This window comes from Paenibacillus sp. SAFN-054, assembly GCF_051966755.1.
Lineage (GTDB): Bacteria > Bacillota > Bacilli > Paenibacillales > Paenibacillaceae > Paenibacillus_AQ.
The window spans coordinates 381,366-406,268 of sequence record NZ_JBQCKS010000002.1; the positions used below are offsets into that span (position 1 = coordinate 381,366).

Below are 24,903 nucleotides of genomic sequence, written 5' to 3' on the forward strand. Positions count from 1 at the left end.
TCCCAGAGGTTTTCCATAGGAGCTGAAGGTACTCTCCCCCGTTACAGAGGTGTTCTATTAAATGATCTACGCTTTGCCGATTGGACTAGTACGGTATCGTGAGTTCCGTAATTCCCGCCTGCGGAATAATACGCAGTCCCTGCTCCGTACGCTCTGTTTCAGCACCCTCTACCATCACTTCTTGTTTGGTGCCGCGAAGGAGCACCTTCCAAGCTGCGGTCTCCGATCCTTCCACCTTAATGGAGAGCTTGCCGCCTTCCAGCAGAGCAGTCACCGTCATTGCTGCCTGACCTTTCATATCAGGCACAACCACCTGCATGCGTTTTCCTTCTTCAGGCGCAAACACCTGAAGTTCAACGCCAGCAGCAAAATCGTAGTCCGGTCTGTCATCCACGGCACCGACCGGAATAATGCTTCCCGGACGCACATACAGCGGCAGGCTCATGAAGCCGTGCTGCTCAGATAGCCAGCGTCCTCCTTGAACGGCTTCGCCTGTCAGGAACGAGGTCCATGTACCGGCCGGCAGGTAAAAATCCACTTGCCCGTCTTCGCTGAACACCGGTGCAACCAGCAAGGAATCGCCGAGCATGTACTGGCGGTCCAGCGTATGGCAGCCAGGATCTTCAGGGAACTCGAGCACCATCGCGCGCATCGCAGGCAAGCCTAGAACGGATGCATCGACCGCGGTACCGAACAAATAAGGCATCAACCGGCATTTGAGCTTCGTGAAGAAACGCATGACATCCACGGCCTCTTCGCCGAACAGCCACGGAACGCGGTACGATTGATTGCCGTGCAGACGGCTGTGGCTGGACAGCAGGCCGAAAGCAGCCCAGCGCATGTATACATCCGCAGGTGCGGTACTCTCAAAGCCGCCGATGTCATGGCTCCAGAAGCCGAAGCCCGACAAGCCCAGGGAAAGTCCGCCGCGCAAGCTCTCCGCCATGGAATCATAATTGGCCGTGCAGTCTCCGCCCCAGTGAACCGGGAACTGCTGCCCGCCCGCAGTCGCGGATCTGGCAAACAGGGCCGCTTCGCCTTTGCCCAGCTTCTCTTCCAGCACTTCAAACACGACCTGGTTATACAGCTGGGTGTAATAGTTATGCATCCGGTGCGGATCCGAACCGTCGAAGTAAACGGCATCCGTCGGAATCCGTTCGCCGAAATCCGTCTTGAACGAGTCCACGCCGATATCGATGAGCTCGCGCAAATAGTCACCGTACCAGCGGCAAGCCTCGGGATTGGTAAAATCGACGATGGCCATGCCCGGCTGCCAGCGGTCCCACTGCCATACCCCGCCATCCTGCTTTTTAAGGAAGTAGCCATGCTTCTCCCCTTCGTCGAACAGCCGGGATTGCTCACTGATGTACGGATTGATCCAGACGCAAATTTTGAGCCCTTTCTCCTTCAATCGGCTCAACATGCCCTCTGGATCCGGGAACACCGCTTCGTCCCATTCGAAATCCGTCCAATGGAGCGCCTTCATCCAGAAGCAGTCGAAGTGGAATACATGCAGCGGCAGATCGCGTTCCTTCATGCCGTCCACGAAGCTCATGACCGTCTCCTCGTCATAATTCGTCGTGAAGGAGGTTGTCAGCCACAATCCGAAGGTCCAGGCGGGAGGAAGCGCCGGTTTGCCGGTCAGAGCCGTATAATTCTGAAGCACATGCCGCAGCGTTTCGCCGCCGATGATGAAGTACTCCAGCTTCTCGCCTTCGACGCTGAACTGCACCTTCGATACCTTTTCGGAACCGACCTCGAAAGATACGAGTCCCGGATTATTCACGAATACGCCGTAACCCTTGCTTGACAGGTAAAAAGGAATATTTTTATAGGCCTGCTCCGTTCCCGTTCCGCCGTCACGGTTCCAAATTTCGAGTGACTGGCCGTTTTTAACGAACGGCGTGAACCGCTCTCCAAGCCCGTAAATTTGCTCTCCGACGCCGAGGTCGAGCTGATCGCGCATGAACGTCTGGCCGTCCTCCCGCGTGATGTAACCCATGGACTTCAGTCCGCTGCCCGTCACCCGCTTGCCTTTTTGGTAAAAGGAAATGCCCCAGTCGCCTCCGCGTTCGATGCTTGCCTTCAATTGGCCGCTTTGGAGCCACAGCTCTTCCTCATCCAGTCCGGTTACAACGCTGACGCCTTCCTCCTCATGAATGCTGAATTCAGGCTTTAACGGCGCTCCGCCTTTATGATGATGCACGGAAACACGAATAACGTCCTGCATGGGTGAAGACAGCCGGACCGTCAACAGCGGCACATCGAGCATCGCCCAACGAGGCGTCAAATCCCGTGGGGATGCGTACACGCATATTTCCTTTTCCTTCGCCCGTGGATCATAGGCCTGCACAGGGCTCATAATTTCGAATCCGGGTAGGGTTAACCAGTTGCCGTCGCTGAATTTCATCGTCAAGTCTCCTCTAGTAATGAGCGGGAAGCTCCGGCGCCAAGCGCCAAAACTTCCCGCCATGTTTTTTTTATATCGTTCTTACGTCTAAAGCTTGAATGGTTATTCGTTCCACAGCTTCACGCGCTGCTTCACCAGTTCCTCGCGCATGGATTCCACTTTGGTTACGCCTGCTTTGTCCAGCTCTTTCATGTAAGAATCCCATACTTTATCGAAATCGGCCGGTTTCGCAAGAATGGCCTCAGGGATTCTCTTCCATGTGATGTCTTTCAGCTTGTTGTCCAGAACAACGATTTCACTGTCGCCCGGAACGTTGATATTCCATGCTGCGCCCCAAGGTCTGACCTTGAACTCGTCTTCTTTCGGGAACAACTCTCTCCAGGTCTTTACGTTGTAAGCTGCCAGCGTCTTCTTCTCGACATCATTGAATTCCGTCACGATTTGTTCAGGGTAGTTCGTGGTGTAGTAGTTACCTGTCGAATCCTTCACGCCATCGCCATAATGAACGCCCAGTGTTTGGTATAAGCCGATGCCTGTTTCTTTCGTGAAATTGGTCGCATCGTTTACTTTGCGATCAAGAATTTCTTGCGGAATGACGCGTTTGCCGTTTTCAACCTTGTAGTCCTTTCCTTCTACGCCCCAGTTCATCAGCACTTGAGCTTCGTCGGAAGCGAGGTAATCCAGGAACTTGATCGCGCGGACAGGGTCTTTGCAATCCTTGCTGATGCCGATGCCGTATCCAGCCATGAAGCCTGTAGGCCAGAATGAGGTTTCTTTATATTCCTTGGACAATGTAACCGGATAATGACCGTAGCCCTGATCGAATTTCTTCGCCGTCTTCAGCGCCTTCTCGGCATCTCCGTACGCCCAGTCCTGATCAATAAGGCCGATGACGCGGCCGGTGGCAATTTTAGCTTTGTACTGGTCATACTTTTGCACAAAGCTTTCCGGGTCAAGAAGACCGATATCGTTCATATGGTTCAGCCAGCGGAAGTATTCCTTCTCCACAGGGCGTTTGAAGTGATACGTTACCTTTTGCGTATCCACGTCGATAGCGTATTCGCCGTCATCCGGGGATCCGGTTGTATAGAAGGCCGGGTTCGTGACCGTAATGTACATGTACCAATCATCGGCGTTCAGGGTCAAACCGATGTTTTTGTTGCCGTTTTCGTCCGTTGGATGCTTCTCAATGTAGGATTTGATAACGTTCTCATAATCCTGCACGGTTTTGATTTCCGGATACCCGGCTTCGGCAACCGCACGATGCTGAAGCTCGAATCCGCCGCTGACCTTAAAGTTCTGCATATCCACGCCCGCATAAGTCGGGATCGCATAAATCGCATGGTCTTCGTCGCTGTAGCGGGCGCGCTTGATTTCGTCGCCCAGCACTTTTTTGATGTTCGGAGCATACTGGTCGATCAAGTCCGTCAGATCCAGCATGGCGCCAGCGTCGACGAGCTTATTGAGATCGTTCTTGGCGCTGATGAGATCCGGATATTGACCGCTCGAGGCAATCAAGGCTACCTTTTGCTGCGGATCGCCGACAGCGAATTCGGCATCCAGCGTGACGCCTGTTTTTTCGGTAATGATCTTGCCGATTTGGTCCTTCATGCCGGTCCAGTTCGGGCTCGGGTCGGCGCTGAAAAAGGATAATGTCATCGGCGATTTATCGTCTGCTGCCGTTTGGGCTGTTCCGCTTGCTCCTTTATCCTTTCCCGCCGTTTCATTGCCGCTTCCCCCGCAGCCGGCAAGCATGCCGACAAACAGTGCGGATACGAGCAGTAAAGCGGAGGCTTTCATCTTTCTTCTTCTCTTGCTTTCCATAACTTACACCCCTCCTGATGGATGATTCGTTCTCTTGATTCCCTCTACTACATTTTTCTATTTGTATAACAGGGGCCTCAAGAAAGCGCCCCTGGCAATACCGTTAGCTTTCGTGCAGCAATCAGCTTTTCACCGCTCCCAGCGTCATGCCTTTGACGAAATACTTCTGCAGGAACGGATATATCAGCAGAATCGGCACGGTCACGATAATCGTGATGGCCATTTTGATCGATTCCGGCGAGACCTGATTTATCGTTGAATTGACGAGATTGGTTCGATAGTCTCCTCCGCTGCCGGCGGTCGTGCTCTGAAGCACCTTCATCAGTTCGTATTGAAGCGTCGTGAGCGATTCACTTGATCCATTATACAGGTACGTATCGAACCAGGCATTCCACTGTCCCACCGCCAGGAAGAGCGAAATCGTCGCCAGTGCCGGCTTGGTCAGGGGTAAAATCACGCGCCAGTATATCGTAAAATCGTTCGCCCCGTCCAGTTTAGCCGATTCCTGCAGTGCATACGGGATACCATCGATGAAGGAACGGATGACGAACACGTTGAATGCGCTGACAATGCCGGGCAAAACGTACACCGCGAACGTGTTCATGAGGCCCAGGTCCTTCATCAGTATATAGGTCGGGATCATTCCCCCGGATACGTACATGGTCAAAGCGAGAAACGTGGATATGAATTTGCGGCCCTGAAAGTCTTCACGGCTGATCGTGAAAGCCAGCATTGATGCGCTGAGCAGTCCGAGCAGTGTTCCGATAATCGTCCGGAGCGCAGAAATTTTAAAGCCTGTAATCAAACCGCTGAATGTAAATATCTTAACGTAATTGTCCCAGGTAAATTTCCGGGGAAAAATGGTGATGCCGCCGCGCACGCTGTCGATCGAATCATTGAGCGAAATGGCGAGCACGTTCAGGAACGGATAGACGGTGATCACAACAACGAGCAGGATGGTCAAGTACACCAGCGTATCAAAGATCCGGTCGGACCAGGATTTGCCGTGCGCTAACGCTGTTTTGCCCACAATCACGTTCCCCCCTTTCCATGAATGTTGGTTCGTAGAAGCTGCAGGGATGCTGCCATCCCTTTACAGTAGACTCTCTTTGGTCGTGCGCTTGAATATGCCGTTAATGGTGAACAAGAGCGCTACACTGATCACCGAGTTGAAAATGTTGATCGCTGTACCGAAGGAATAACGTGCCATGCCGAGACCGTATTTCAAAGAGTACAGATCCAGCACCTGCGAGTAATCCGTGACGAGATTGTTGCCGAGCAGGAACTGCTTCTCGAAGCCGATGTTCAACAGGTTGCCGACGGACATGATGAGCAGGACGATGATGGTCGGCCGGATTCCCGGAAGGGTAATATGCCACATTTGACGCAGGCGGCTTGCGCCGTCCACGCGGGCTGCCTCATACAGCTCAGGTCCGATCCCCGCGATGGCTGCGAGATAAATAATGGCGTTCCATCCGGTTTCCTTCCACACATCCGACAAGGTGACGATGCCCCAGAACAGATGGCCTTGAGCCATAAACTGTATCGGCTGATCAATAAAGCCGAGGCCCAGGAGCAGATCATTGACAAGACCGTTATCGGTCGACAGCATCTTGGTTACGATGCCCGCTGCCACGACCCAGGACACGAAGTGAGGCAAATACGAAATCGTTTGTGCAAAACGTTTAAAAAAGCTGACCCGAACCTCGTTCAAAAGGATGGCGAACAGAATCGGGAAAACAAACCCTGCGATCAGTCCCATCGTGCTCATCGCCAGCGTGTTGCGCAGGGACAATAAAAACTGGTCATCGTGGAAAAGGGTTTTGAAATGATCGAATCCCACCCATTCCTGTTCAAAAAAGCTGCGTGCCGGCTTATATTTTTGAAATGCCATCGTCCATCCCCAAAGGGGAAGGTAATTGAACACAAACGCCCAAATGACGAACGGGAGTGACATCAAATACAAGTATTTCTGATTTTTAAAAGTTCTCCAAAAACGTTTTCGGGTATCGAGTGGCTTTCCGGGCTTATCTCTGTTGTCCGGAGCGCTGTCTAGTTTGTTTGTTGCCGCTTTCAATGGTAATGCCCTCCTCTCTATGCCCTTATTTTAAATTGTTGTAAGCGATTGCAGTACCCTCAAAATTAGATATAAAATCATATAAAAATTAGACATTTTACAGGGTGAATCAGCGCATAATCCCCTAAAAATCAGAAAAACCCCTTACCGTCATTTTCCCTTACGGTAAGAGGTTGGGGACACCCCGACATATTTGCGAAATTTCATATTAAAATAATCCGGGGTCACGTAACCGACCCTTTCAGCCACTTCGTATACCTTCATGCCCTGCTCCAGCAGCTCCTTCGCCTTCCCGATCCGCAGCTTGTCCAGATAGGTGTTAAAATACTCTCCCGTCGTATTCTTGAACATCTTTCCGAGGTATGCGCTGTTGTAATTGAACAGCTCGGCCAGCGTTTCTAGCTTCAGGTTTTCGTTATACCTGCGGTGGATGAGGTCAATCAACTTCTGTATGTCGTTCCCGCGGTGCCTCCGATTGATTTCATCGGAAATTCCCCTTAAATAGGACAGGATCTGTTCCGTTAGATCGTTGATATGATCGCTCTGGTATACCGCCCCTAAAGGCGCGGCATGTGCCGCCAGGAACGGGCGCAGTTCCGGATGCGAGGACTCCAGCCTTGCGAGAATGCTGCCCACAAGCCGGATCCAATGTTCCTTTAGCTTCAGCTCATCCATCCGTTTCGTTGCCATATGGCTGCAGATGGACGCAACCAGCTCCTCGAGCCTGAAGTCATTACCGGTTTCGACCATGAGCGTCAGCCGGTTCTCCGCTTCGGAGTAATCCATCTCCGGCGGTCCCTCCACGCCCCCGACTTCGTTCGATTGGCGGATCAAGGCTCCCTTCGGCATGAAAAAGCTCGATTGCAGTGCAGCGCAGGCCTCTGCCAACGACAGGTAGGCCAGCTCCACTCCGCCTACGGTTCCGCCTGTGGCTGCACTGAATTGAAGCTGCTCCTGCCGGAAGATTGCCTCAAGGCATTCATACAGCTTCCGTTCCCCCTCCTCACCCGGCATAGGCCTGGTGAGAAGCAGACCGATATGAGGAGGATACTGAAAAACGATTCCGAGCCCTTTCCGGCTTAGCATGTCCTGCAGCGTCTCCCGTAAGGCCGATGTATGCTCATCGCTGATCGTATCCATGCGTTTTAGCTTCAGCAGCACGACCTCGCAGGGGCCTTCGGGAATGCCGAGGGATGCCGCATAGCTTCTGAGCTTCGCGGCATCGGCATTAGCTGCGTCAGGCTGAAGCAGCTCCTTCAGCGTCGCCTCCCTGTTGCGGGACGGCTCCTCTTCCTTCCACTGGCTGAAACTCTGTTCTTTTACGATCGTGTCCTTCAGTTCATCGAGATAAGACATCATCTCATCCTCGTCCACCGGCTTCAACAAATATCCGTCAATATGATAGGAGATCGCCCGCTTGGCATATTCAAAATCGGCATAGCCGCTTAGGATAAGCACATGGCTGTCCGCTCCGCGGCTGCGGAGCTCCTGGATCAGTTCAAGGCCGTCCATGCCGGGCATCCGGATGTCTGCAATGATCAGCTCCGGTTTATGCACATCATATTTATCCAGAGCCTCATGGCCATTCGCCGCGGTATCCACCACCTCGTAGCCTTTTTCATTCCAAGGGATCAGACTTCGCAAGCCTTCGCGGAGCTTGGGTTCATCATCCACAATCAGCACTTTAATCATCCGGTATTTCCCCCTCCAGCGGAATGGTGAAGGAGATGTTCGTCCCCTGGCCGGGCCTGCTGTCGATGGACAAGCCGTGCATTTCACCATATGTGAGCTTCAATCTAACATGAACGTTGCGCAGGCCAATCCGTTCGCCGTCCCTTTCCTCCGGATCCTCCAGCGTATTCATGACTTTATTTAACCTTTCGGCTGTGATACCGATGCCGTTATCTGTAATGACAAACTTGACTTCACTGCCCGCCTGAATCACTTCGACCCTGACGAGAGCTCCTTCCGCGTTGTTGTCGAGACCGTGCACGACCGCGTTTTCCACCAGCGGCTGAATGATGAGCGGCGGGAGGTGGAGGCATTCCGTTGCCGGATCGACCTTGAACTCGTACCGGAGACGCTCTTCATAACGGAACTTCTGGATATCCAGGTAGCAGCGCACCATTTCCAGCTCCTGCTTCAGCGGAATTTTGTTGTTCCCCACTTCGAGGTTGTTGCGCATCATTTTACCAAGCAGACGGACGACCCGGGCAATCTCGGTTTGTCCCTTCATATGGGCCTCCATGCGAATCGACTCGAGCGCGTTAAACAGGAAATGCGGGTTAATCTGGCTGGCGAGCATTTTGAACCGGATCTCGCTTTGCTTTTGCTCCATCAGCCTGTTTTGTTCATTGGACTGGGTCACTTCTTCCATCAAGTCATGGATGCTTCGGACCATTGAGTTGAACTGCCTTGATAACAAACCGATTTCATCCTTGCCGTCGATCTGCAGCGTGGTATCGAAATCTCCGAGCCCCACCCGGTTAATGTGTCTGCTGAGCCGCAGCATCCGCCGCGAGAAGAGGGACGAAACGCCATAAATAAGTAAAAATGCCAAGACGATGCTGATCACAATGACCGTCAGCGCAAGTCCGATGACCCTGTTCGGCTCCTTCATGATGCTGTCAATCGAGAACATGGAGATGATTCGCACGCCATTTTCGCTGGAAACCGGCTTCACCTCGTCGATCAGGACTTTGGAAGACACCCCGTTGAGCGTAGCCTCGAACGTTCCGCTTTTCTGGGTCCGCATGTTGTTGCCGAGGGAGATGTCGGACAGTTTCTTGTCGTTCCAGTCCCCACGGTTGGCTGCGATAATATAATCCTGATCGTCCACGATCATCGTATCGAACGTTTCCTGGTTCAGGATTGAATTCAGCATATTACTGTTCACGTTCAGGACCAGAACACCGTATTTTTTGAGACTCTCCAGCTCAATGGTCCGGACCAGGCTCAAATATTTCTTGTGATCGCGCTCATCCTCGATGTACCGCCAGCTGACCATTCCCTCATTCTTGAGGGCGTCCTGGTACCAATCGCTTGCTTTGATCTCGTCCGACGCATTGATCAGCTCCCAGTTGTTCAAGAGGGTCGCGTTGTCCGTATACAGACGGATGTTGGTGATCTCCTTGTACAGACGCAGATACTCCCGCATATCCGGATAGTCGCGGTAGGCTTCGACCACATCATAAACGCTTTCATATTGCCGGTTGGCCAGCTTTTTCAGTCTGGCATCGTTGGAAAGGCGGTACGATATGTCCAAGGAGACGCGAATGACCTCTTCCGTTCTTTTCTTGATCCGGTCCACGTTCGTCGAGGCCTGTTCCATGGCATTATGAAACGCCATTTGCTTCATTTCGTTCGTAAGATATAAGCCGACCAGCAGAACCGGCAGCAGGGCCGCCAGCAGGAAAGATAGCAGCAGCTTGTTGCGTATTTTAATGTCATTCAGCAGCATTACGATCCGATGCCACATATCGATCTTCCCCCAGAGGCCTTATTCAGCCGGACAACAATCTGTAACCAGTGGATCACTCAGGCCCTATACATGGAACGAAGGAGAGTGAAGCACTATCTCAACTTTATATCTTATTTGCGGAAAGCTGCAAGTCTTTCGTTCATACCCCGGGTTTGAACATACACGTCCTGATAGATGGCAAACAAGGCAGAGTATGCTTTTGCCTGCTCCGGATTCGGTGAATAGGTCTTGGCTGGACGGATGAACACTTCGGCACATGCTGCCAGTGAAGAGAACCAGCCACAGCCGTAAGCGGCCAGCATGGCAGCTCCCATGGCGGGTCCCTGCTCGCTCTGCAGCTTGACGATCTTGGCTCCAAAAATATCCGCCTGCATTTGCAGCCACACCTCATTCTGCGCTCCGCCGCCGATCGCCGTCACTTCTGTAATCTCCTTGCCCGACTGGCGGATGATATCGATGGATTCTCTCAGCGAAAAGGTGATGCCTTCAAGCACCGACCGCGCGAAATGCTTCAGCGTGTGACCGGCGTCCATGCCGATGAAGCTGCCCCGGATATCCGCATCAGGATGAGGTGTCCGCTCGCCGGAGATGTAAGGCGTAAACAGCAGACCGCCGCTACCTGCCGGAACAGACTGTATGCCTTCGAGCAGGCTGTCAAAGCTCAGCTCTTTCGCAAAGGTATCCTTGAACCAGGAGAGGCTGTGTCCTGCCGCAAGCGTGACGCCCATGACATAGAACGCATTTTCTTCGCCATGGTTGAAGAAATGCACTTTTCCCTGCGGATTGATATCCTTCCGGCTCTCGTAGGATAGGACGACACCGGACGTTCCGATGCTGCACATCGTTTTGCCTTCACCGAGAATGCCCGCGCCGATCGCGCCACAGGCATTATCTGCTCCGCCTGCGAACACCTTCGTCGACGGCAGCAGTCCGGCGGCTTCCGCCACATCAGGCAGCAGCGTGCCTGTCAGCTCGGAGGACTCCACCAGCTTAGGGCACAACGACAGCGGCAAGTCAAAGGCGTCCGCGATTTCGGCACTCCATGCTTTTCCCGCTACATCCAGCAGCAGCGTGCCTGCCGCATCGGAATAATCCATCGCCAAGTTCCCGGTCAGACGGTATCTGACGTAATCCTTCGGCAGAAGGAACACCTCCGCCTGCGACAGTACCTCAGGTTCATGCTCCTGCACCCACAGAATCTTCGGAAGCGTAAATCCTTCAAGTGCACGGTTCCTTGCGATGTCGAGCAGCTTGCTGCCAAGCTTATTTTCGATGCGGCGGCACTGCGCAGTCGTGCGCGTATCGTTCCACAAAATGGCCGGACGCAGCACGCTCCCCTGTCCGTCCATCAGCACCAATCCGTGCATTTGCCCGGAAAAGCTGAGACCTTCCACTTCCGCGGGATCGGCCTTCGACTTCTCCATTAGCCGGCGCAAGCTGGTTATGGTCCGCTCTGCCCAATCCTCCGGATTCTGTTCGCTCCAGCCCGGTTCGGGCCTGTGCAGCGGATAGCTCTCCGAATGCTCGCACACGACTTGACCTTCCGCAGACACCAACACCGATTTTACCGCGCTCGTACCGATATCTATTCCAATAACATATTTCATATTTTGCCTCCTAAGGCTTAAGATCTGGTGCAGTCCACTTCCATTTGACCCTAAAAGGTCCCCTGGAACAAGCAAAGGCTGCCGAAGAACGCTGTCTTCAGGCAACCTCCGCTGCATGTGTTTGATGCGATGTTATTTTAGTCAGCCAAAATGTATTGGTTCAGCAGCGCTTTCAGCATTTCCTGGCGTCCGGATTCGTTCTTGCGCGGCTGTTGGTTATTCAGTGCATACTCAGCAAGGGAAGAGAGTGTCGCTTTGCCGGATACGATATCAGCGCCAATACCCTCCTTGAAGCTGCTGTAACGCTTATCCACAAAGTCGTCGAAGACGCGGTCCTCGATCAGTTTCGCTGCAACCTTCAATCCCTTGGCATACGTGTCCATACCCGCGATATGGGCGTGGAACAGATCCTCCGGCTCGAAGGATTGACGGCGTACTTTGGCATCGAAGTTGATGCCGCCTTTGCCTAGGCCGTCGTTTTTGAGCACTTCATACAACGTCAGGGTAGCGTCATAAATATCCAGCGGGAATTCGTCCGTGTCCCATCCGAGCAGCATGTCGCCTTGGTTCGCATCCAAGGAGCCCAGCATGCCGTTGATCCGTGCCACGCGCAGCTCGTGATTGAACGTGTGGCCCGCCAATGTCGCATGGTTGGCTTCCAGATTCAGCTTGAAGTGTTTATCCAAGTTGTATTTTTGCAGGAACGAGATGGTCGTAGCCGCATCGAAATCATACTGGTGTTTGGTCGGCTCCTTCGGTTTAGGCTCGATCAGGAACTGGGCCTCGAATCCGATTTCCTTCGCATAATCCACCGCCATGGAGAACAGGCGGGCCATATTGTCCATTTCCAGCTTCATGTCTGTGTTCAGCAGCGTTTCATAGCCCTCGCGGCCGCCCCAGAATACATAGTTTTCCGCTCCAAGCCGTTTGCCGACTTCAAGGCCTTTCTTGATTTGAGCTGCGGCATGCGCGTACACATCAGCGTTGCAGGTCGATCCGGCACCATGCATATAACGCGGATTCGTGAACATGTTCGCCGTGTTCCACAGCAGTTTTTTGCCGGAAGATTTCATGCCCTGCTCGATCAGGTCCACGATCGTATCGATGTTGCTGTAGAATTCGCTTAGGCTGCTGCCTTCTGGTGCGATATCCACGTCATGGAAGCAAAAATAAGCAAGATTCATTTTATCCATGAATTCGAATGCTGCTTCGACACGCGCCTTCGCCTTGTCCATGCCGCTGAGATGGTCCCAGCCGCGAACGGCTGTATCCGTACCGAACGGATCGCTGCCTCCGGCCGTCAGCGTATGCCAGTAAGCCATGGCAAAACGAAGATGCTCCTCCATGGTTTTGCCGGCTACCTTTTCCTCGGGATTGTAGTGTTTGAACGCAAAAGGGTTGGTAGAACGGCTGCCCTCGTAATTGATTTTACCGACGTTTTCAAAATATGCCATGTGTATGCTCCTCCTTCAAAATACCTTGATCGCAAACGTTTACAACAACATCCTAACACAACAATCCAACTTTGTATATTGGTTAAACAAAGTTTTTATTTTCCTTTTACTCCGTTCTTTCCCCTACCGGTCCTGCGAATGGCCGCCCGACAGCTCTGTATTGCATTTTACCCGAGAAGCCACTAGACTAGGGGGCATATGCAAAAATCGAATCGTTCTTGAAGGATGTGTTGTACGTGAATGTCACCGGGGATCAGGCGCTTGTTAAAAAAATCAACAAGTCTTTAATCCTGCATACGATCCGCAAGCACGCCGAGCTGTCCCGTGCCCGGATATCGGAAATGACAGGCTTAAACAAAGCGACGGTCTCCAATCTGGTAGCCGAGCTGTTGGAGGATCATCTCGTGCTGGAGGCCGGGCCGGGCGAATCGAGCGGCGGGCGCAAGCCGCTTATTCTGAATTTTCATGCCATGGCCGGCTGCGTGATCGGCATGGAGCTGCGCGTGAAGCAGCTCACGGCGGTTCTCTGCGATTTGAACGGATGCGTCCTGGGTGAAAGCGAGACCTCCCTGCTGCGGCATGATTATGAATATGTGCTTGGAGAAATGAAAACGGTGATAACCGGTCTGATCAGCCAAGCCCCTCCCACCCATTACGGCGTCGTCGGCATCGGAATCGGCGTTCCCGGCATGGTGGATGAACACGGCGTGGTGCTGTTCGCACCCAACCTGGCCTGGGAGAGGGCCCCGCTGCGCCAGCAGCTGGAAGAGGCGTTCTCCATGCCGGTCATTATCGACAATGAAGCCAACAGCGGAGCACTTGGCGAGCTTAACTTCGGAAGAGGCGAAGACGTGCGGCATCTGCTTTATGTCAGCGCCGGTTCGGGGATCGGCTCGGGAATCATCATCGGCGGCGAGCTCTATAAAGGATCCAGAGGTTATGCCGGCGAGACCGGGCATATGTGCATCGAAGCGGAGGGTACGCCCTGCAGCTGCGGCAGCCAGGGCTGCTGGGAGCTGTATGCGTCGGAAAAGGCCTATGACCTGACCTCGGTGGCCCTGCCGGCCTATCATACCCGGGATCTCATCGGCTTCGCAGCCGACGGGAATGCCGCGGCGCTCCAGCAATTTTCCGTGATGGGCACCTATCTTGGCATCGGCTTGACGAATTTGATCAACAGCTTTAATCCCGAGCTTATCGTGATTGGAGGCGCGCTTTCCGAAGCCAGGGAATGGCTCGAGAAGACGATGCAGCAGGTCGTGGCAAAGAGAACGCTGCCTTATCACAAGCAGCAGCTGGAAATTGCCTTTTCCACGCTTGGCAGCCGTGCGGCGATGATCGGTGCCGGATTCTCCGCAGCGATGCATTTTCTCGGACACACGCGGGTCATGGTCTGAATATGAAAAGGCCGGTGGATCATCAATCCACCGGCCTTTTCTGCGCGGGTTCTCTTCCGCACGTCCGCCCAACAAAAAAACGCCTTTCGGCGTTTGCTTTTTTTGTTAATGGAGCGGGTGATGGGAATACTCAACATCCGATTTAAAGGCGAGCCTGCGGCTCGCGGATAGAGGTGATGTTGACGCGCGTCCTCGGCGGGTTCAGACCTTGATGCTGGCTCGGACGGTCGCACCCACGCTGCGTGGGCCCTCTCCCCACGTCCGCCTAACAAAAAAACGCCTTTCGGCGTTTGCGTTTTATGTATGGAGCGGGTGATGGGAATCGAACCCACGCTATCAGCTTGGAAGGCTGAAGTTCTACCATTGAACTACACCCGCAATATGAAAATCGGGACGACACGATTTGAACATGCGACCCCCTGGTCCCAAACCAGGTGCTCTACCAAGCTGAGCTACGTCCCGCTGTTACTCACGACTTCATGGTAGTGAAGACAAGAAATAATATATCATGAGCAGGCGGGATTTGCAACTCTTTTTTTCGTTTGGCATTTGAGGTCGCGATTAATGAAGCAAAAATGTTTTTTCGAATACCTCCGGCAGGATCGGTTTACTGAAATAATAGCCTTGTCCTTCGTGGCAGCGCTGCTCCCTCAGGAAATGAAGCTGCTCCTCGTTCTCCACCCCTTCGGCGGTCACTTTAAGCTGCAGATGGTGTGCCATCGAAGCGATCGTGGACACGATAGCCGCATCGTTATGATCACTCATGACCTCATGCACGAAGGAACGGTCGATCTTAAGTCTGTCGATCGGCATGTTCTTCAGATAGTGAAGCGAGCTGTACCCCGTACCGAAGTCATCAATGCTGATAAAGACGCCCAGCTCCTTCAGGCGGTGAAGCTGCTCAAAGGCCGTCTCTTTGTCAAATGTCATGCTTTCCGTAATTTCCAGCTCCACATACTTAGGGTCCAGTCCGATCTCATCCAGGATGTGACCGATCTGTTCTGCCAGCTGCGGCTGCAGAAACTGGCGCATGGATAGATTGACGGACACGCAGATCGGCTTGTAACCGGCCTCCTGCCACTGTTTATTCTGCCGGCAGGCCGTGCGCAGCACCCACTCTCCAAGGGGGACAATCATTCCGCTTTCTTCTGCCAGCGGAATGAATTCCTGTGGGGAGACATTTCCCCGTTTGGGATGCTTCCAACGCAGGAGTGCCTCCATTCCGACGATTTCCGTCGTTTCCAGATGCACGAGCGGCTGATACTCCAAATAAAATTCGTCGAGTTCCAGCGCCTTGCGAAGATCATTTTCCAGCTTCAGTCTTTCTTTCGCCTTGCGCTGCATCGATGGAACGAAATGGCGCACATCGATTCCGTAATCTTTTGCGTGATGAACCGCCGTGTCCGCATGCTGGATCAACTGCTCGGCCGTGTCTCCGTCTTCAGGGTACACAGCCATGCCGGCGCATAGCGAAATATGATAGTCGTAATCATCGATCGTAACCGGCTTTTCGAACAGCTCCAGCATTTCTCGGATCCGTTTCATGGCGGACTCCACGCTGGCCAGGCTCGGAATAATCAGGGCAAACTCGTCTCCGCCCATACTGAAAATTTCTTCCTTTGGCAGCGAATTCCGCTTCAGCCTGTCGCCCACAAGCTGCAACAGCCGGTCCCCTGCCTGATGTCCCAGCGAATCGTTGATATTCTTGAAGCGATTGACGTTAAACACCACAATGCCCGGCGTGTCCTTGTCCCGTGTTTGCATCAGCTTGTCCAGGCGCTGTGTCAGTCTGCGCTTGTTGGGCAGGCCCGTCAAATCATCATGAAAAGCCAAATAGTTCATCTTGGCCTCGACCCGCTGCTGCTCCCGGAACGGATCCTCAATCGTCAGCCGGTAAACGCCTTTAAGCATCAGGTAGTAGGATATGCTGCCGCAAACGACTCCAAGCAAATAAGTGATATCATATGTATTCCGGGCGCTAAGGATCAACCCCTGCCCAATGGCTATGTAGAGCAAGGCACGGATAATAATGAGCAAAGATGGAGCCCGCTCCTTCCGTCCCCGGTAAACGATCGAAGCCATGCCGCCCAAGGAAAGTGCTACAATACCCAGCCCCATTAGCTTCATAAGGGGACTCAGTTTATCCTGGTTGGCCATTGGTGGTAAAAGGGGATGCCATAATGCAAAAACGGCCACAGACAAAACGATCAGCAGGCTTGTTCCCATGAAGACGATGCTTTTATGGGTAAGCGAAACCATCGAATCTTTCAGGCTGTAAATGCATAAAATGCCGCCTGCAAGCAAAAGCTTCGACAGGAGAAGCAGCCACAGGGCGTCATTCTGCGTCAGTGAAAAGCTATAAACAGGCACACCTACGAGACTGATGGTCTGCACAAGATCAATGACTGCCACACATAAAAACAATGCAGCCGTATAAAGTCTAAATCGGGACAGCTTGTGCGAAAACAACATCCACCCCTGCGAAAAGATGGCAAAGCTCACCGCTGCACAGCAGCAGCTCAGGAGAATCATTACTGTTCTTGATGCATCTTTATCCATGAATTGCAAATTAAAGACCGATTGGGCCCATTGGATGGCCGCAAATAATACGATCCCCCACAGGGCTGCTTTGATCGTTCGCTTCTCCTCTATCCTTGTACGCATAAAGCCATCTGACCCCCGGGTTATCAAAAATAAATGAAGATGGTTTCATGCTAAATAATTCCACGTATCTCCTTCTTTTCCTGCTAGGAAAAGACAATAATTTTCGTGCTCTGCCATACTTCGACAGCAGCCGTGGGTGCGTAAATATTTGAATCCTTTTGCATATTTAATCGTAAAATAAGTAATCACGGGAAGGAGTGTATGTGAATGATCATTACGACGACAGAAAATATACGCAATCATGAGGTTGTAGAAGTGCTGGGCACCACTTTCGGCGTTGTTGTTCGCGCGCGGGGAATCGGCGGGGACATTATGGCTTCGTTGAAAGGGCTGGTCGGCGGGGAGGTCAAGCAGTATACGCAAATGATCGAGGATGCCCGGCGGCAGGCGATGGACCGGATGGTGCAGAATGCCCACGCCATGGGCGGGGACGCCATCGTGATGATGCGGTTCGACAGCGGGGACATCGGTAATAACATGAGCGAAATCGTCGCTTATGGAACCGTCGTCAGAACAAGACCTGTCGGTTAACGGGGATCGACATGGGAGCGATCGTGACCGTCATTTTCGTGTATGGACTGCAAATCGTCGTCTTTCTGCTGCTGCTCTGGTTCAGCTGGCGTTATTTTGACCGCAGATATAAGCGAAAGGGTACGGATGACGTGCAGAGGGATCTGTTAAGCGGCAAATTCTCCCCTACCCCGGAGATCTTCGTAGACCCGCGCGACGGCTGCAAGTATCAGGTGTATTATAATAAGGAAACCGGCGAACGGGAGTACATACGTATATCATAGGAAAAAGGAAAAGCTTGGCCGCCTCCATCGCGGTCAAGCTTTTTGGTGTAGCTGTCTGCTCCATGGGAGCACAACATTAATTCGTATCGAAGTTTACTTCCGGCGTCGTCAGTTTATCATAAAATTCCACGTACTTATCCTTATCCTTCGATGCGCGCTGTGCCATCGCCGAACGCGGATGCTCGCCGAGCGTGCCTGTTACCATGTAAGGAATCAGGTAGCCCCACTCTTCCTTTTCGCGAAGCGGAATCATATAGCGCTCGATGATATCCAGCACCGGACGCAGCGTATAATGCGTATTTTTCAAATGCGTGACGAGCAGCTCGGTCGGGCAGTTGCCCGCAGCACGCCCCATGCCGTATACGGAAGCATCCAGCAGTTCGACGCCATACTCAGCCGCGATCAGGGTATTTGAGAACGCCAGCTGCATGTTGTTGTGCGTATGTACGCCAAGCCGCTTGTTAGGCAGATGGGCCTTGAACTTCTCAACCAGGTATTCGACATCCCTATGATCCAGGCTTCCGTAGGAGTCCACAATGTACACCACATCAACCACGCTGTCCTTGATCATCTCAAAGGCTTCCACCAGCTCATTCTCCATCACGTTAGACAGTGCCATAATATTCAGCGTCGTCTCATATCCCCGGTCATGGAACGTTTGGATCAGCTCAAGCGCCTTGTCCACATCCTTGATGTAGCAGGCCACGCGGATCAAATCGAGCATGCTTTCCTCGCGCGGCAAAATATCGTCCACGTCAACGCGTCCGATGTCCACCAGTGCGGACAGCTTGGTCTTCCCCTTTTGCGGAATCACTTGACGGAGGAAATCATCGTTCAGAAAACGCCAAGGCCCCGCTTGATCAGCGCCTTTAAGCAGCTTCGGAGAGTTTTTGTAGCCGATCTCCATATAATCAACGCCAGCCTCATTCAGACCGGCATACAGGTTCTGCACAAACTCAACGCTGAAGTCCCAATTGTTCACCAGTCCACCGTCACGAATTGTACAATCCACGATCTTGCAGGGATTTGTCTTCAACAAAAACTTCTCCTTCCGATATAAAATGAACTGAATTAGTCCAATTTATAGAGTTAAAATTTATTATCCAATCATACTTGATTTACAGTGCTAAAGTAAAGATGATTATATTATCAACCCAAGAAAAAGGCAGCGCCCGCGGTTTGAAGGAACCCGGCACTGCCCTTTCTTTATTTCCCATATGCTTCCTGGGCGAGGACCCACTCTGTAATCGTACGTACCATCACCCCCGTCGCCCCTTTCGGATTGACGCCTCGCTCTTTATTCAGAAACGCCGTTCCTGCGATGTCCAGGTGAATCCAGGGCAGGCCTTCCGCAAAAGTCCCGATAAAGAGCCCTGCCGTGATCGCTGCGCCCCTTGCACCGGTACTGTTGCTTAGATCCGCGACGTCGCTTTTCAACATATCCCAGAATTCCTTGTAGGCGGGCAAGGGCCATACCTTCTCACCAGAGCGCTTGGAAGCCAGAATGAACTCCTCCAGCATCGTATCATCATTCGTGACCGCGCCCGTCGCGACGTCCCCAAGGGCCGACAGCACGGCTCCCGTTAGCGTAGCCACGTCGATGAGCTTGACGGCACCCTGCTGCCTCGCATAGGTCATCCCGTCCGCGAGCACGACCCTGCCTTCCGCGTCGGTATTTAAAACCTCGATCGTCCTGCCGCTTAAGCTCCTGATGACGTCCCCGGGCTTAAAGGCATTGCCCCCGGGCATATTTTCAGCTGTAGGAATTACCATGACGACGTTGACGGCCGGCCGGAGAATCCCGAGCGCATTCATGACGCCGAGCACAGCTGCCGCGCCCCCCATATCGCTGATCATTTCCTCCATCCCAAGCCGCTTTTTCAGCGATATACCACCCGTATCGAACGTGATTCCTTTGCCGACAAGGCCGATCACGTCATCCCATTCGGCTTTTCCTTGGTACTTGATCATGATGAGCCGAGGCGGATGGACACTGCCCTGCCCGACGGCGATCAGTCCGCCCATACCGAGTTCTTCCAGCTGCTTTTCATTAAGCACGGTCGACTCCAGGCCGTGCTTTGCCGCGATGCCGACAGCTGCGGCCGCCAAATCCTCGGGCACCAGATAGTTCCCCGGTAAATTGGTCAGATCCCTTGCCAGACAGGTGGATTCGGCATACGCCCTGCCGCGCTGAATGCCACGCTCCCAATCCGCTAATTCAGCAGCCGAAACCTTGCCTTTACGCACAAAGGTCAGCTGTTCAATTCCCTTGTAGGAGGGGGCATTCTTTTTATACTGCTTATGTCGGTATGCGCCTAGAATCATCCCTTCCGTTAACGCCTGTGCCGCGATGGAGGCATTCTGTTCGGCGGTGAAAGCGACGAGAGGGGAGCTGAGCTCCCAGGCCAGCTTGTGGGCCCTCATTTTATATGCTGCCCGGGCAACTTGCGCTGACGCAATCCTCAGATCCTCAGACGTCAGAGGACGCTCGCCTGCGCCCACGAAGATCACCGTACGGTATTCTCCCCTGCCTTGAAGGGGAACCGCATAGGTTTGAAACGGTGCAGCCTGGAACAGGTTACTCTCCATCAAGGGCAAAAGCAGCGAAGTCCAGGCATGGCGCATGCTTCCATCCTGAATCCCCTGGGGTGATACCAACACAACGAACGCATCCACATCATAGTCTGCCGCGTTCAATTCCTCTTTCCAATCGATTGATATCTGTATATGTTCGGGACCGGAATGTCCATTCATGGGCGATCTTCCTTTGTCTTGAAGTTTTTCGGACGGTTAATCATATATATTATTCCACGTTTGTCCAAAGCAACTCCCAAGACGGGTTCTTTTGCCCAAAAAACGAAAGCTACGTCATTTCCACGATCGGAAGCGAAATGACGAATTCGGTCCCTTTGCCGACTGTGCTGTTTACAGCGATATATCCCTTATGATTCTTAATGATTCTGTAGCTTACGGACAAGCCGAGGCCTGTCCCGCTTTCCTTCGTCGTAAAAAAAGGATCGAAAAGATGGGATAACGTATTATGGTCCATCCCCTTGCCATTGTCCGAAATGCAAATATGTACGTTCTTGTTGTCGCGGTGCGTTTGGATTTCGATGAGCCCCCCGTTCTCTCCGCTCAAATGATCGATGGCATCCATGGCATTTTTGACCATATTCAAAATCACCTGCTTGATCTGCTTCACATCGACGGAAATATGCAGAGGCAGCGCATCATCGTGCAGCGTCACCTGGCAGCCCTTCATCAGCGCCTCGCTCTCGGTAAGCAGCACAACCTCTTTGAGCAGGGATGACACCGGTATAATCGTCGTCTGCGGTGCTGAAGGCTTAGAGGAATTCAGAAACTCATAAATGATGTCGTTGGCCCTGTCGATTTCCATCAAAATAATGCGGGCGTATTCGTCTTTTCCCAGCTTGATCAGATGGGGGCGCAGCAGCTGGATGAAGCCCCGGATGGCTGTAAGCGGGTTTCGGATCTCGTGCGCGATAGAGGCGGATATTTTCCCGAGCATGGCCAGCTTGTCATTCCGATAGGCCGTTTGTTCAATTTGCTTGAAGTCTGACACATCTTTGACGCTGAACAAGTAGTCTCCGTCCATCTGGTCACCGTACGTTACCGTAAGCAGCCACTGCCTTCCGGATTCATCCGTCAGCTCATGGTATTTTTTGCAGTGGAAAATCGTTTCGCGGTAAATCCGCAAAATTTTCTTGCGCTTGAATTTGCTGAGCTGCGGATGGCGCAAGATTTGCAGCAGCGTGCATCCGGTAAGGGATTTGCGGGAAACCTCCAGCAGCCGGGCCATCTGCACATTAATAAATGTCAATACGCCCTCGCTGTCGAACAACATGACACCGCTATCCAAATGCTCCAGAATATTCTCGTACTTGTTCTTTACCATCTGCGTGGATTGAAAAGCCTCAAGGGACTGTAACAGCGTCTCTTGGATATCGCTCAACACGATACTCCCCCTTTTCAAGAAAATGAAAGACTTATCCTCTCCCCCATCTCCTATATTCATCTATACAAAGTGAACGAAACTCTATCGTGTTTTCATGCAGATTTACGTTATCCTTCCATAGGTTCATTTTGTATTCATAGACAAAGAATAGAAAAGATAGTTTTATCATAGACAAGGTGACTGGAAAACTCAATCAGAGAAACTGTCGAAAAAACAAAATTACGGTTATTTTTCCTAAGAAGATAGCACTAAAGTTTCCCATTAGAGAAGAAACGTGTTTTTTTGCCATTGAAAAACTGCCTAAATGATTAAAACAAAAGCACCAAATACATGAATTCACATGTACTGATGCTTTATTAAAACCTATTCTGTCTAGGACAAACTTCCTAGTCTAGCCATCATACTTATGCCTTGTGCTGCAAACGCAGCCGCCGCTGGCTCATGACGGCCAATCTCTTCTTCAATTCGCCCTCCCATTTCTCGTCCTGCATCTGTTTCGCTACGGTCAACAAGTCCAGCGCCATATCGATTTGGCTTTGCACGATGTCCTTGGGATCCTCCTTTTCGCAATTGACGACATTCTCGAATATAGCCTCGTCATCCTCCACGACATAGTCCTGGAAGTCAATTTCCCCAGCTCCGTCACCATGCGCATATTCAGCTAAAATTTCATATTCGTTCTCAACCTTGTAATGAACTTCAACCCGGTGGCACACGGGACAGAACAGCAGGGGAACGTTGTGGACCTGGGTGCGGTAATGCTTAAGTGTTCCCTTTGTTCCAACCATACTCGCTCCGCAGCAATAACTCATTCCAGTTCACCCTCCTCTTGATTCCACCGTATTCTTCATAATGTATTCGCTTTATTTGGTGTCAATTCCTTTTTGAGTTTGGCCTTTCAGGATAAATTTCCTATACGTTCTTCTGGTTATATTTCAACGCAATTCGCTCGGCTTAAACGTATAATCCAAGGCTTGTCCTCAAGGTGTAAAAAGCCCCCGTTACCGGGAGAACAAAACATTCTCGTTCCCGGCAAAGGGGGCTTGTCCATATGAATAAAAATTAAGCAAGCAGGTTTTTGTCGCCTGGTTTCCAGTTCATGGCGCACAGTCCGCCGGATTGCAGAGCTTGAAGCACGCGAAGCGTTTCTTCTACGCTGCGTCCGATATCATTGTGGTTGACCACTTGATATTTCAGTTCGCCTTCTGGGTTAATGATGAAGAGACCGCGCAGAGCCACGCCTTCTTCTTCGATGTAGATGCCATAGTCTTTGGAAACGGTTCTAGTGATGTCCGAAGCCAGCGGGAAGTTGATTTTTCCCAGACCGTTCGCATCAACTGGCGTATTGATCCAAGCTTTGTGGCTGTGGATCGAGTCTGTGCTTACGCCCAGAATTTCAGCATCAAGAGCTTTGAACTGGCTAGCAGCTTCGCTCAGCGCCGTAATTTCAGTTGGGCACACAAATGTGAAGTCCAAAGGATAGAAGAAGAATACGAGCCATTTGCCGCGGTAGTCGGTCAGGCTTGCTTTACTGAAGTCGGAACCGTCACCCAATACGGTTTCCATTGTAAAATCCGGAGCTGGTTTACCTACTAAACGTTCTGCCATGTTAAAAAATCCTCCTTTAAGATATCTATAGAACGGACAAAAAAGAAGCTCTATTAGATCCGTTCTACATGAAAGAAAAACAGAAGTTTTTCTTGTTTCTGTGTACATTCGATCCCGGTGGAATCTACATTTAAGATGGTATCATTCGTCCATTTCAAAGTCAAGACTATAAAGGTTATTTATTTATAATAATTATAAATAGAGCATATTTGTGAACAAAAGCTTCCTATTTAAATATATAGCTCTCTAGATCAAATGAACGAAAGCTTTATATGCACCTTTCCCCAGCACTACAATCAGAAAGCGGGCACCCCATGATTGGTGGCACCCGCTTAAGACGAAAACGATGATCCGTCCGATTAATTCTTGATCGCAGCCACGATCAGATCGCCCATCTCGCGCGTTCCGATCGCCTTGCTCTTATCCACCGCGATGTCGCTGGTCCGGTGTCCATCGTTCAGCACCTGTGCTACGGCTGCTTCAATCGCATCCGCTGCATCGGCATAGCCGAAGGTCAGGCGAAGCATCATAGCCAGCGACAAGATCGTTGCGATCGGGTTCGCCAGGTTCTGTCCGGCGATATCCGGTGCGGAGCCGTGTACCGGCTCATACAATCCGAATGCGCCTTCACCCATGGAAGCCGACGCCAGCATACCGATCGAACCGGTCAGCATTGCGGCTTCATCGCTGAGAATGTCTCCGAACATATTCTCCGTTACGATGACATCGAAGCTGGCCGGACGGCGGAGCAGCTGCATCGCACAGTTGTCCACGAGTACATGCTCAAGCTCGACATCCGGATAGTCGGCCGCGACTCGAATCACGACCTCGCGCCACAACCGCGACGTTTCAAGCACGTTGGCTTTGTCTACGGATGCAAGCTTCTTGCGGCGCTTCTGAGCAATATCGAAAGCCTGACGAACGATCCGTTCGACCTCGGCCACGTTGTAAACGCAGGTGTCAACCGCTTCTTCCCCATGCTCGCCTTGGCGTCTGAACTTGTCTCCGAAGTAAATGCCGCCGGTCAATTCGCGAACAACCATCAGATCCGTTCCTTCAAGCACTTCCGGTTTCAATGTCGAAGCATCCTTCAGACAGTCGAACACGTTGGCAGGACGCAAGTTGGAGAATAACCCCAGTGCCTTGCGGATCCCCAGCAGGCCTGTTTCCGGGCGCAGCTCCTTCGGGTTGCTGTCCCACTTCGGGCCGCCTACAGCGCCAAGCAGGACCGCATCGGCGCTTTTGCAAACAGACAATGTCTCTTCCGGCAGCGGAGTACCCTTTTCGTCAATCGCGATTCCGCCGAAGAGAGCATGCTCTGTTTCAAATGCGTATCCGAACAGCTCTTCGGTGCGTTTAAGCACCTTCTCGGCTTCTGCCACGACTTCCGGTCCGATTCCGTCCCCACTGATTACGGCAATTTTCTTCACTTCTGGCATGTTTTCCGTCACTCCTTATGGTTACTTCTCTCACTGATCTAATTCTCTATCTACTGTTGTATCATATTCCAAAGGCGGTTGACCAAGATATAGAATCTATCACCTTTATAGCATTTTCCTATAAGAGGTTGTTCAAAGGTCTGCTTTTGAAATCGCGCTATAAACTGCTGCT

General features: G+C 52.0%; 18 protein-coding genes and 2 tRNA genes. 3 read left to right on the plus strand and 17 right to left on the minus strand.

Annotated features, from left to right (window positions below):
* Positions 1-85: 85 nt before the first annotated feature.
* The 8 genes from yicI to xylA all read right to left on the minus strand — a co-directional run bounded on the left by yicI (position 86) and on the right by xylA (position 12,853).
* The gene (gene yicI, locus ACTHPM_RS13135; RefSeq protein ID WP_440395916.1) at positions 86-2,410 is read right to left on the minus strand and encodes an alpha-xylosidase; all 2,325 of its coding nucleotides are present in this window, start codon (positions 2,408-2,410) and stop codon (positions 86-88) included.
* Between the two features lie 102 nt (positions 2,411-2,512).
* Positions 2,513-4,234, minus strand: coding sequence for an ABC transporter substrate-binding protein (locus ACTHPM_RS13140; protein ID WP_440395914.1), 1,722 nt, complete (start codon positions 4,232-4,234; stop codon positions 2,513-2,515).
* A 121-nt stretch (positions 4,235-4,355) separates the two neighbouring features.
* Positions 4,356-5,264, minus strand: coding sequence for a carbohydrate ABC transporter permease (locus ACTHPM_RS13145; protein WP_440395913.1), 909 nt, complete (start codon positions 5,262-5,264; stop codon positions 4,356-4,358).
* A gap of 63 nt (positions 5,265-5,327) precedes the next feature.
* Complete coding sequence (locus tag ACTHPM_RS13150) at positions 5,328-6,311, minus strand: ABC transporter permease (protein WP_440395912.1); 984 nt, start codon at positions 6,309-6,311, stop codon at positions 5,328-5,330.
* Positions 6,312-6,461: 150 nt separating this feature from the next.
* Positions 6,462-8,003 carry a response regulator gene (locus tag ACTHPM_RS13155; protein ID WP_440395911.1) on the minus strand — a complete coding sequence of 514 codons (1,542 nt, stop codon included), beginning with the start codon at positions 8,001-8,003 and terminating at the stop codon, positions 6,462-6,464.
* Positions 7,996-9,789: a cache domain-containing sensor histidine kinase gene (locus tag ACTHPM_RS13160; RefSeq protein ID WP_440395910.1), complete on the minus strand. Its 1,794-nt coding sequence runs from the start codon at positions 9,787-9,789 to the stop codon at positions 7,996-7,998. The genes ACTHPM_RS13155 and ACTHPM_RS13160 overlap by 8 nt, the downstream gene beginning before the upstream one ends.
* 113 nt (positions 9,790-9,902) lie before the next feature.
* Entirely contained in the window at positions 9,903-11,399 is a 1,497-nt protein-coding gene (xylB, locus tag ACTHPM_RS13165; RefSeq protein WP_440395909.1) for a xylulokinase, read from the minus strand.
* Between the two features lie 137 nt (positions 11,400-11,536).
* Positions 11,537-12,853: a xylose isomerase gene (gene xylA, locus ACTHPM_RS13170; protein WP_440395908.1), complete on the minus strand. Its 1,317-nt coding sequence runs from the start codon at positions 12,851-12,853 to the stop codon at positions 11,537-11,539.
* Positions 12,854-13,089: 236 nt separating this feature from the next.
* On the opposite strand from xylA, the gene ACTHPM_RS13175 reads away from it, so the two are divergent.
* A complete protein-coding gene (locus ACTHPM_RS13175; RefSeq protein WP_440395907.1) occupies positions 13,090-14,250 on the plus strand; it encodes an ROK family protein in 1,161 nt (386 codons plus the stop codon).
* Positions 14,251-14,554: 304 nt separating this feature from the next.
* Here ACTHPM_RS13175 and ACTHPM_RS13180 read toward each other — a convergent pair.
* The 3 genes from ACTHPM_RS13180 to ACTHPM_RS13190 all read right to left on the minus strand — a co-directional run bounded on the left by ACTHPM_RS13180 (position 14,555) and on the right by ACTHPM_RS13190 (position 16,914).
* Positions 14,555-14,628: transfer RNA gene (locus ACTHPM_RS13180), tRNA-Gly, on the minus strand.
* 10 nt (positions 14,629-14,638) lie between these two features.
* Positions 14,639-14,712: transfer RNA gene (locus ACTHPM_RS13185), tRNA-Pro, on the minus strand.
* 99 nt (positions 14,713-14,811) lie between these two features.
* Entirely contained in the window at positions 14,812-16,914 is a 2,103-nt protein-coding gene (locus ACTHPM_RS13190) for a bifunctional diguanylate cyclase/phosphodiesterase (RefSeq protein ID WP_440395906.1), read from the minus strand.
* 207 nt (positions 16,915-17,121) lie between these two features.
* Here ACTHPM_RS13190 and ACTHPM_RS13195 point away from each other — a divergent pair, with 207 nt between their 5' ends.
* Together ACTHPM_RS13195 and ACTHPM_RS13200 are read left to right on the plus strand one after the other, a co-directional pair.
* On the plus strand, positions 17,122-17,445 hold the full coding sequence (locus ACTHPM_RS13195; RefSeq protein ID WP_440395905.1) for a YbjQ family protein: 324 nt from the start codon (positions 17,122-17,124) through the stop codon (positions 17,443-17,445).
* Positions 17,446-17,456: 11 nt separating this feature from the next.
* Positions 17,457-17,708, plus strand: coding sequence for an NfeD family protein (locus ACTHPM_RS13200; RefSeq protein WP_440395904.1), 252 nt, complete (start codon positions 17,457-17,459; stop codon positions 17,706-17,708).
* Positions 17,709-17,784: 76 nt separating this feature from the next.
* Here the strand turns inward: ACTHPM_RS13200 and ACTHPM_RS13205 are convergent, their stop codons facing one another.
* From ACTHPM_RS13205 to leuB, 6 genes are all read right to left on the minus strand, one after another.
* Complete coding sequence (locus tag ACTHPM_RS13205; RefSeq protein WP_440395903.1) at positions 17,785-18,744, minus strand: aldolase catalytic domain-containing protein; 960 nt, start codon at positions 18,742-18,744, stop codon at positions 17,785-17,787.
* Between the two features lie 170 nt (positions 18,745-18,914).
* The gene (locus tag ACTHPM_RS13210; RefSeq protein ID WP_440395902.1) at positions 18,915-20,462 is read right to left on the minus strand and encodes a leucyl aminopeptidase; all 1,548 of its coding nucleotides are present in this window, start codon (positions 20,460-20,462) and stop codon (positions 18,915-18,917) included.
* 109 nt (positions 20,463-20,571) lie between these two features.
* Positions 20,572-21,684, minus strand: coding sequence for an ATP-binding protein (locus tag ACTHPM_RS13215; RefSeq protein ID WP_440395901.1), 1,113 nt, complete (start codon positions 21,682-21,684; stop codon positions 20,572-20,574).
* A 404-nt stretch (positions 21,685-22,088) separates the two neighbouring features.
* On the minus strand, positions 22,089-22,496 hold the full coding sequence (locus tag ACTHPM_RS13220; protein WP_440395900.1) for a hypothetical protein: 408 nt from the start codon (positions 22,494-22,496) through the stop codon (positions 22,089-22,091).
* Positions 22,497-22,746: 250 nt separating this feature from the next.
* The gene (locus ACTHPM_RS13225; RefSeq protein ID WP_440395899.1) at positions 22,747-23,292 is read right to left on the minus strand and encodes a peroxiredoxin; all 546 of its coding nucleotides are present in this window, start codon (positions 23,290-23,292) and stop codon (positions 22,747-22,749) included.
* A 359-nt stretch (positions 23,293-23,651) separates the two neighbouring features.
* Positions 23,652-24,731: a 3-isopropylmalate dehydrogenase gene (gene leuB, locus ACTHPM_RS13230; protein ID WP_440395898.1), complete on the minus strand. Its 1,080-nt coding sequence runs from the start codon at positions 24,729-24,731 to the stop codon at positions 23,652-23,654.
* Between the last annotated feature and the right edge of the window lie 172 nt (positions 24,732-24,903).

What these genes read in the sequence shown, in the direction of transcription:
- yicI (WP_440395916.1), bottom strand. Translation starts at nt 2,410, where the DNA reads ATGAAATTCAGCGACGGCAACTGGTTAACCCTACCCGGATTCGAAATT.
- ACTHPM_RS13140 (WP_440395914.1), bottom strand. Translation starts at nt 4,234, where the DNA reads ATGGAAAGCAAGAGAAGAAGAAAGATGAAAGCCTCCGCTTTACTGCTC.
- ACTHPM_RS13155 (WP_440395911.1), bottom strand. Translation starts at nt 8,003, where the DNA reads ATGATTAAAGTGCTGATTGTGGATGATGAACCCAAGCTCCGCGAAGGC.
- ACTHPM_RS13160 (WP_440395910.1), bottom strand. Translation starts at nt 9,789, where the DNA reads ATGTGGCATCGGATCGTAATGCTGCTGAATGACATTAAAATACGCAAC.
- xylB (WP_440395909.1), bottom strand. Translation starts at nt 11,399, where the DNA reads ATGAAATATGTTATTGGAATAGATATCGGTACGAGCGCGGTAAAATCG.
- xylA (WP_440395908.1), bottom strand. Translation starts at nt 12,853, where the DNA reads ATGGCATATTTTGAAAACGTCGGTAAAATCAATTACGAGGGCAGCCGT.
- ACTHPM_RS13190 (WP_440395906.1), bottom strand. Translation starts at nt 16,914, where the DNA reads ATGCGTACAAGGATAGAGGAGAAGCGAACGATCAAAGCAGCCCTGTGG.
- ACTHPM_RS13195 (WP_440395905.1), top strand. Translation starts at nt 17,122, where the DNA reads ATGATCATTACGACGACAGAAAATATACGCAATCATGAGGTTGTAGAA.
- ACTHPM_RS13200 (WP_440395904.1), top strand. Translation starts at nt 17,457, where the DNA reads ATGGGAGCGATCGTGACCGTCATTTTCGTGTATGGACTGCAAATCGTC.
- ACTHPM_RS13210 (WP_440395902.1), bottom strand. Translation starts at nt 20,462, where the DNA reads ATGAATGGACATTCCGGTCCCGAACATATACAGATATCAATCGATTGG.
- ACTHPM_RS13220 (WP_440395900.1), bottom strand. Translation starts at nt 22,496, where the DNA reads ATGAGTTATTGCTGCGGAGCGAGTATGGTTGGAACAAAGGGAACACTT.
- ACTHPM_RS13225 (WP_440395899.1), bottom strand. Translation starts at nt 23,292, where the DNA reads ATGGCAGAACGTTTAGTAGGTAAACCAGCTCCGGATTTTACAATGGAA.
- leuB (WP_440395898.1), bottom strand. Translation starts at nt 24,731, where the DNA reads ATGCCAGAAGTGAAGAAAATTGCCGTAATCAGTGGGGACGGAATCGGA.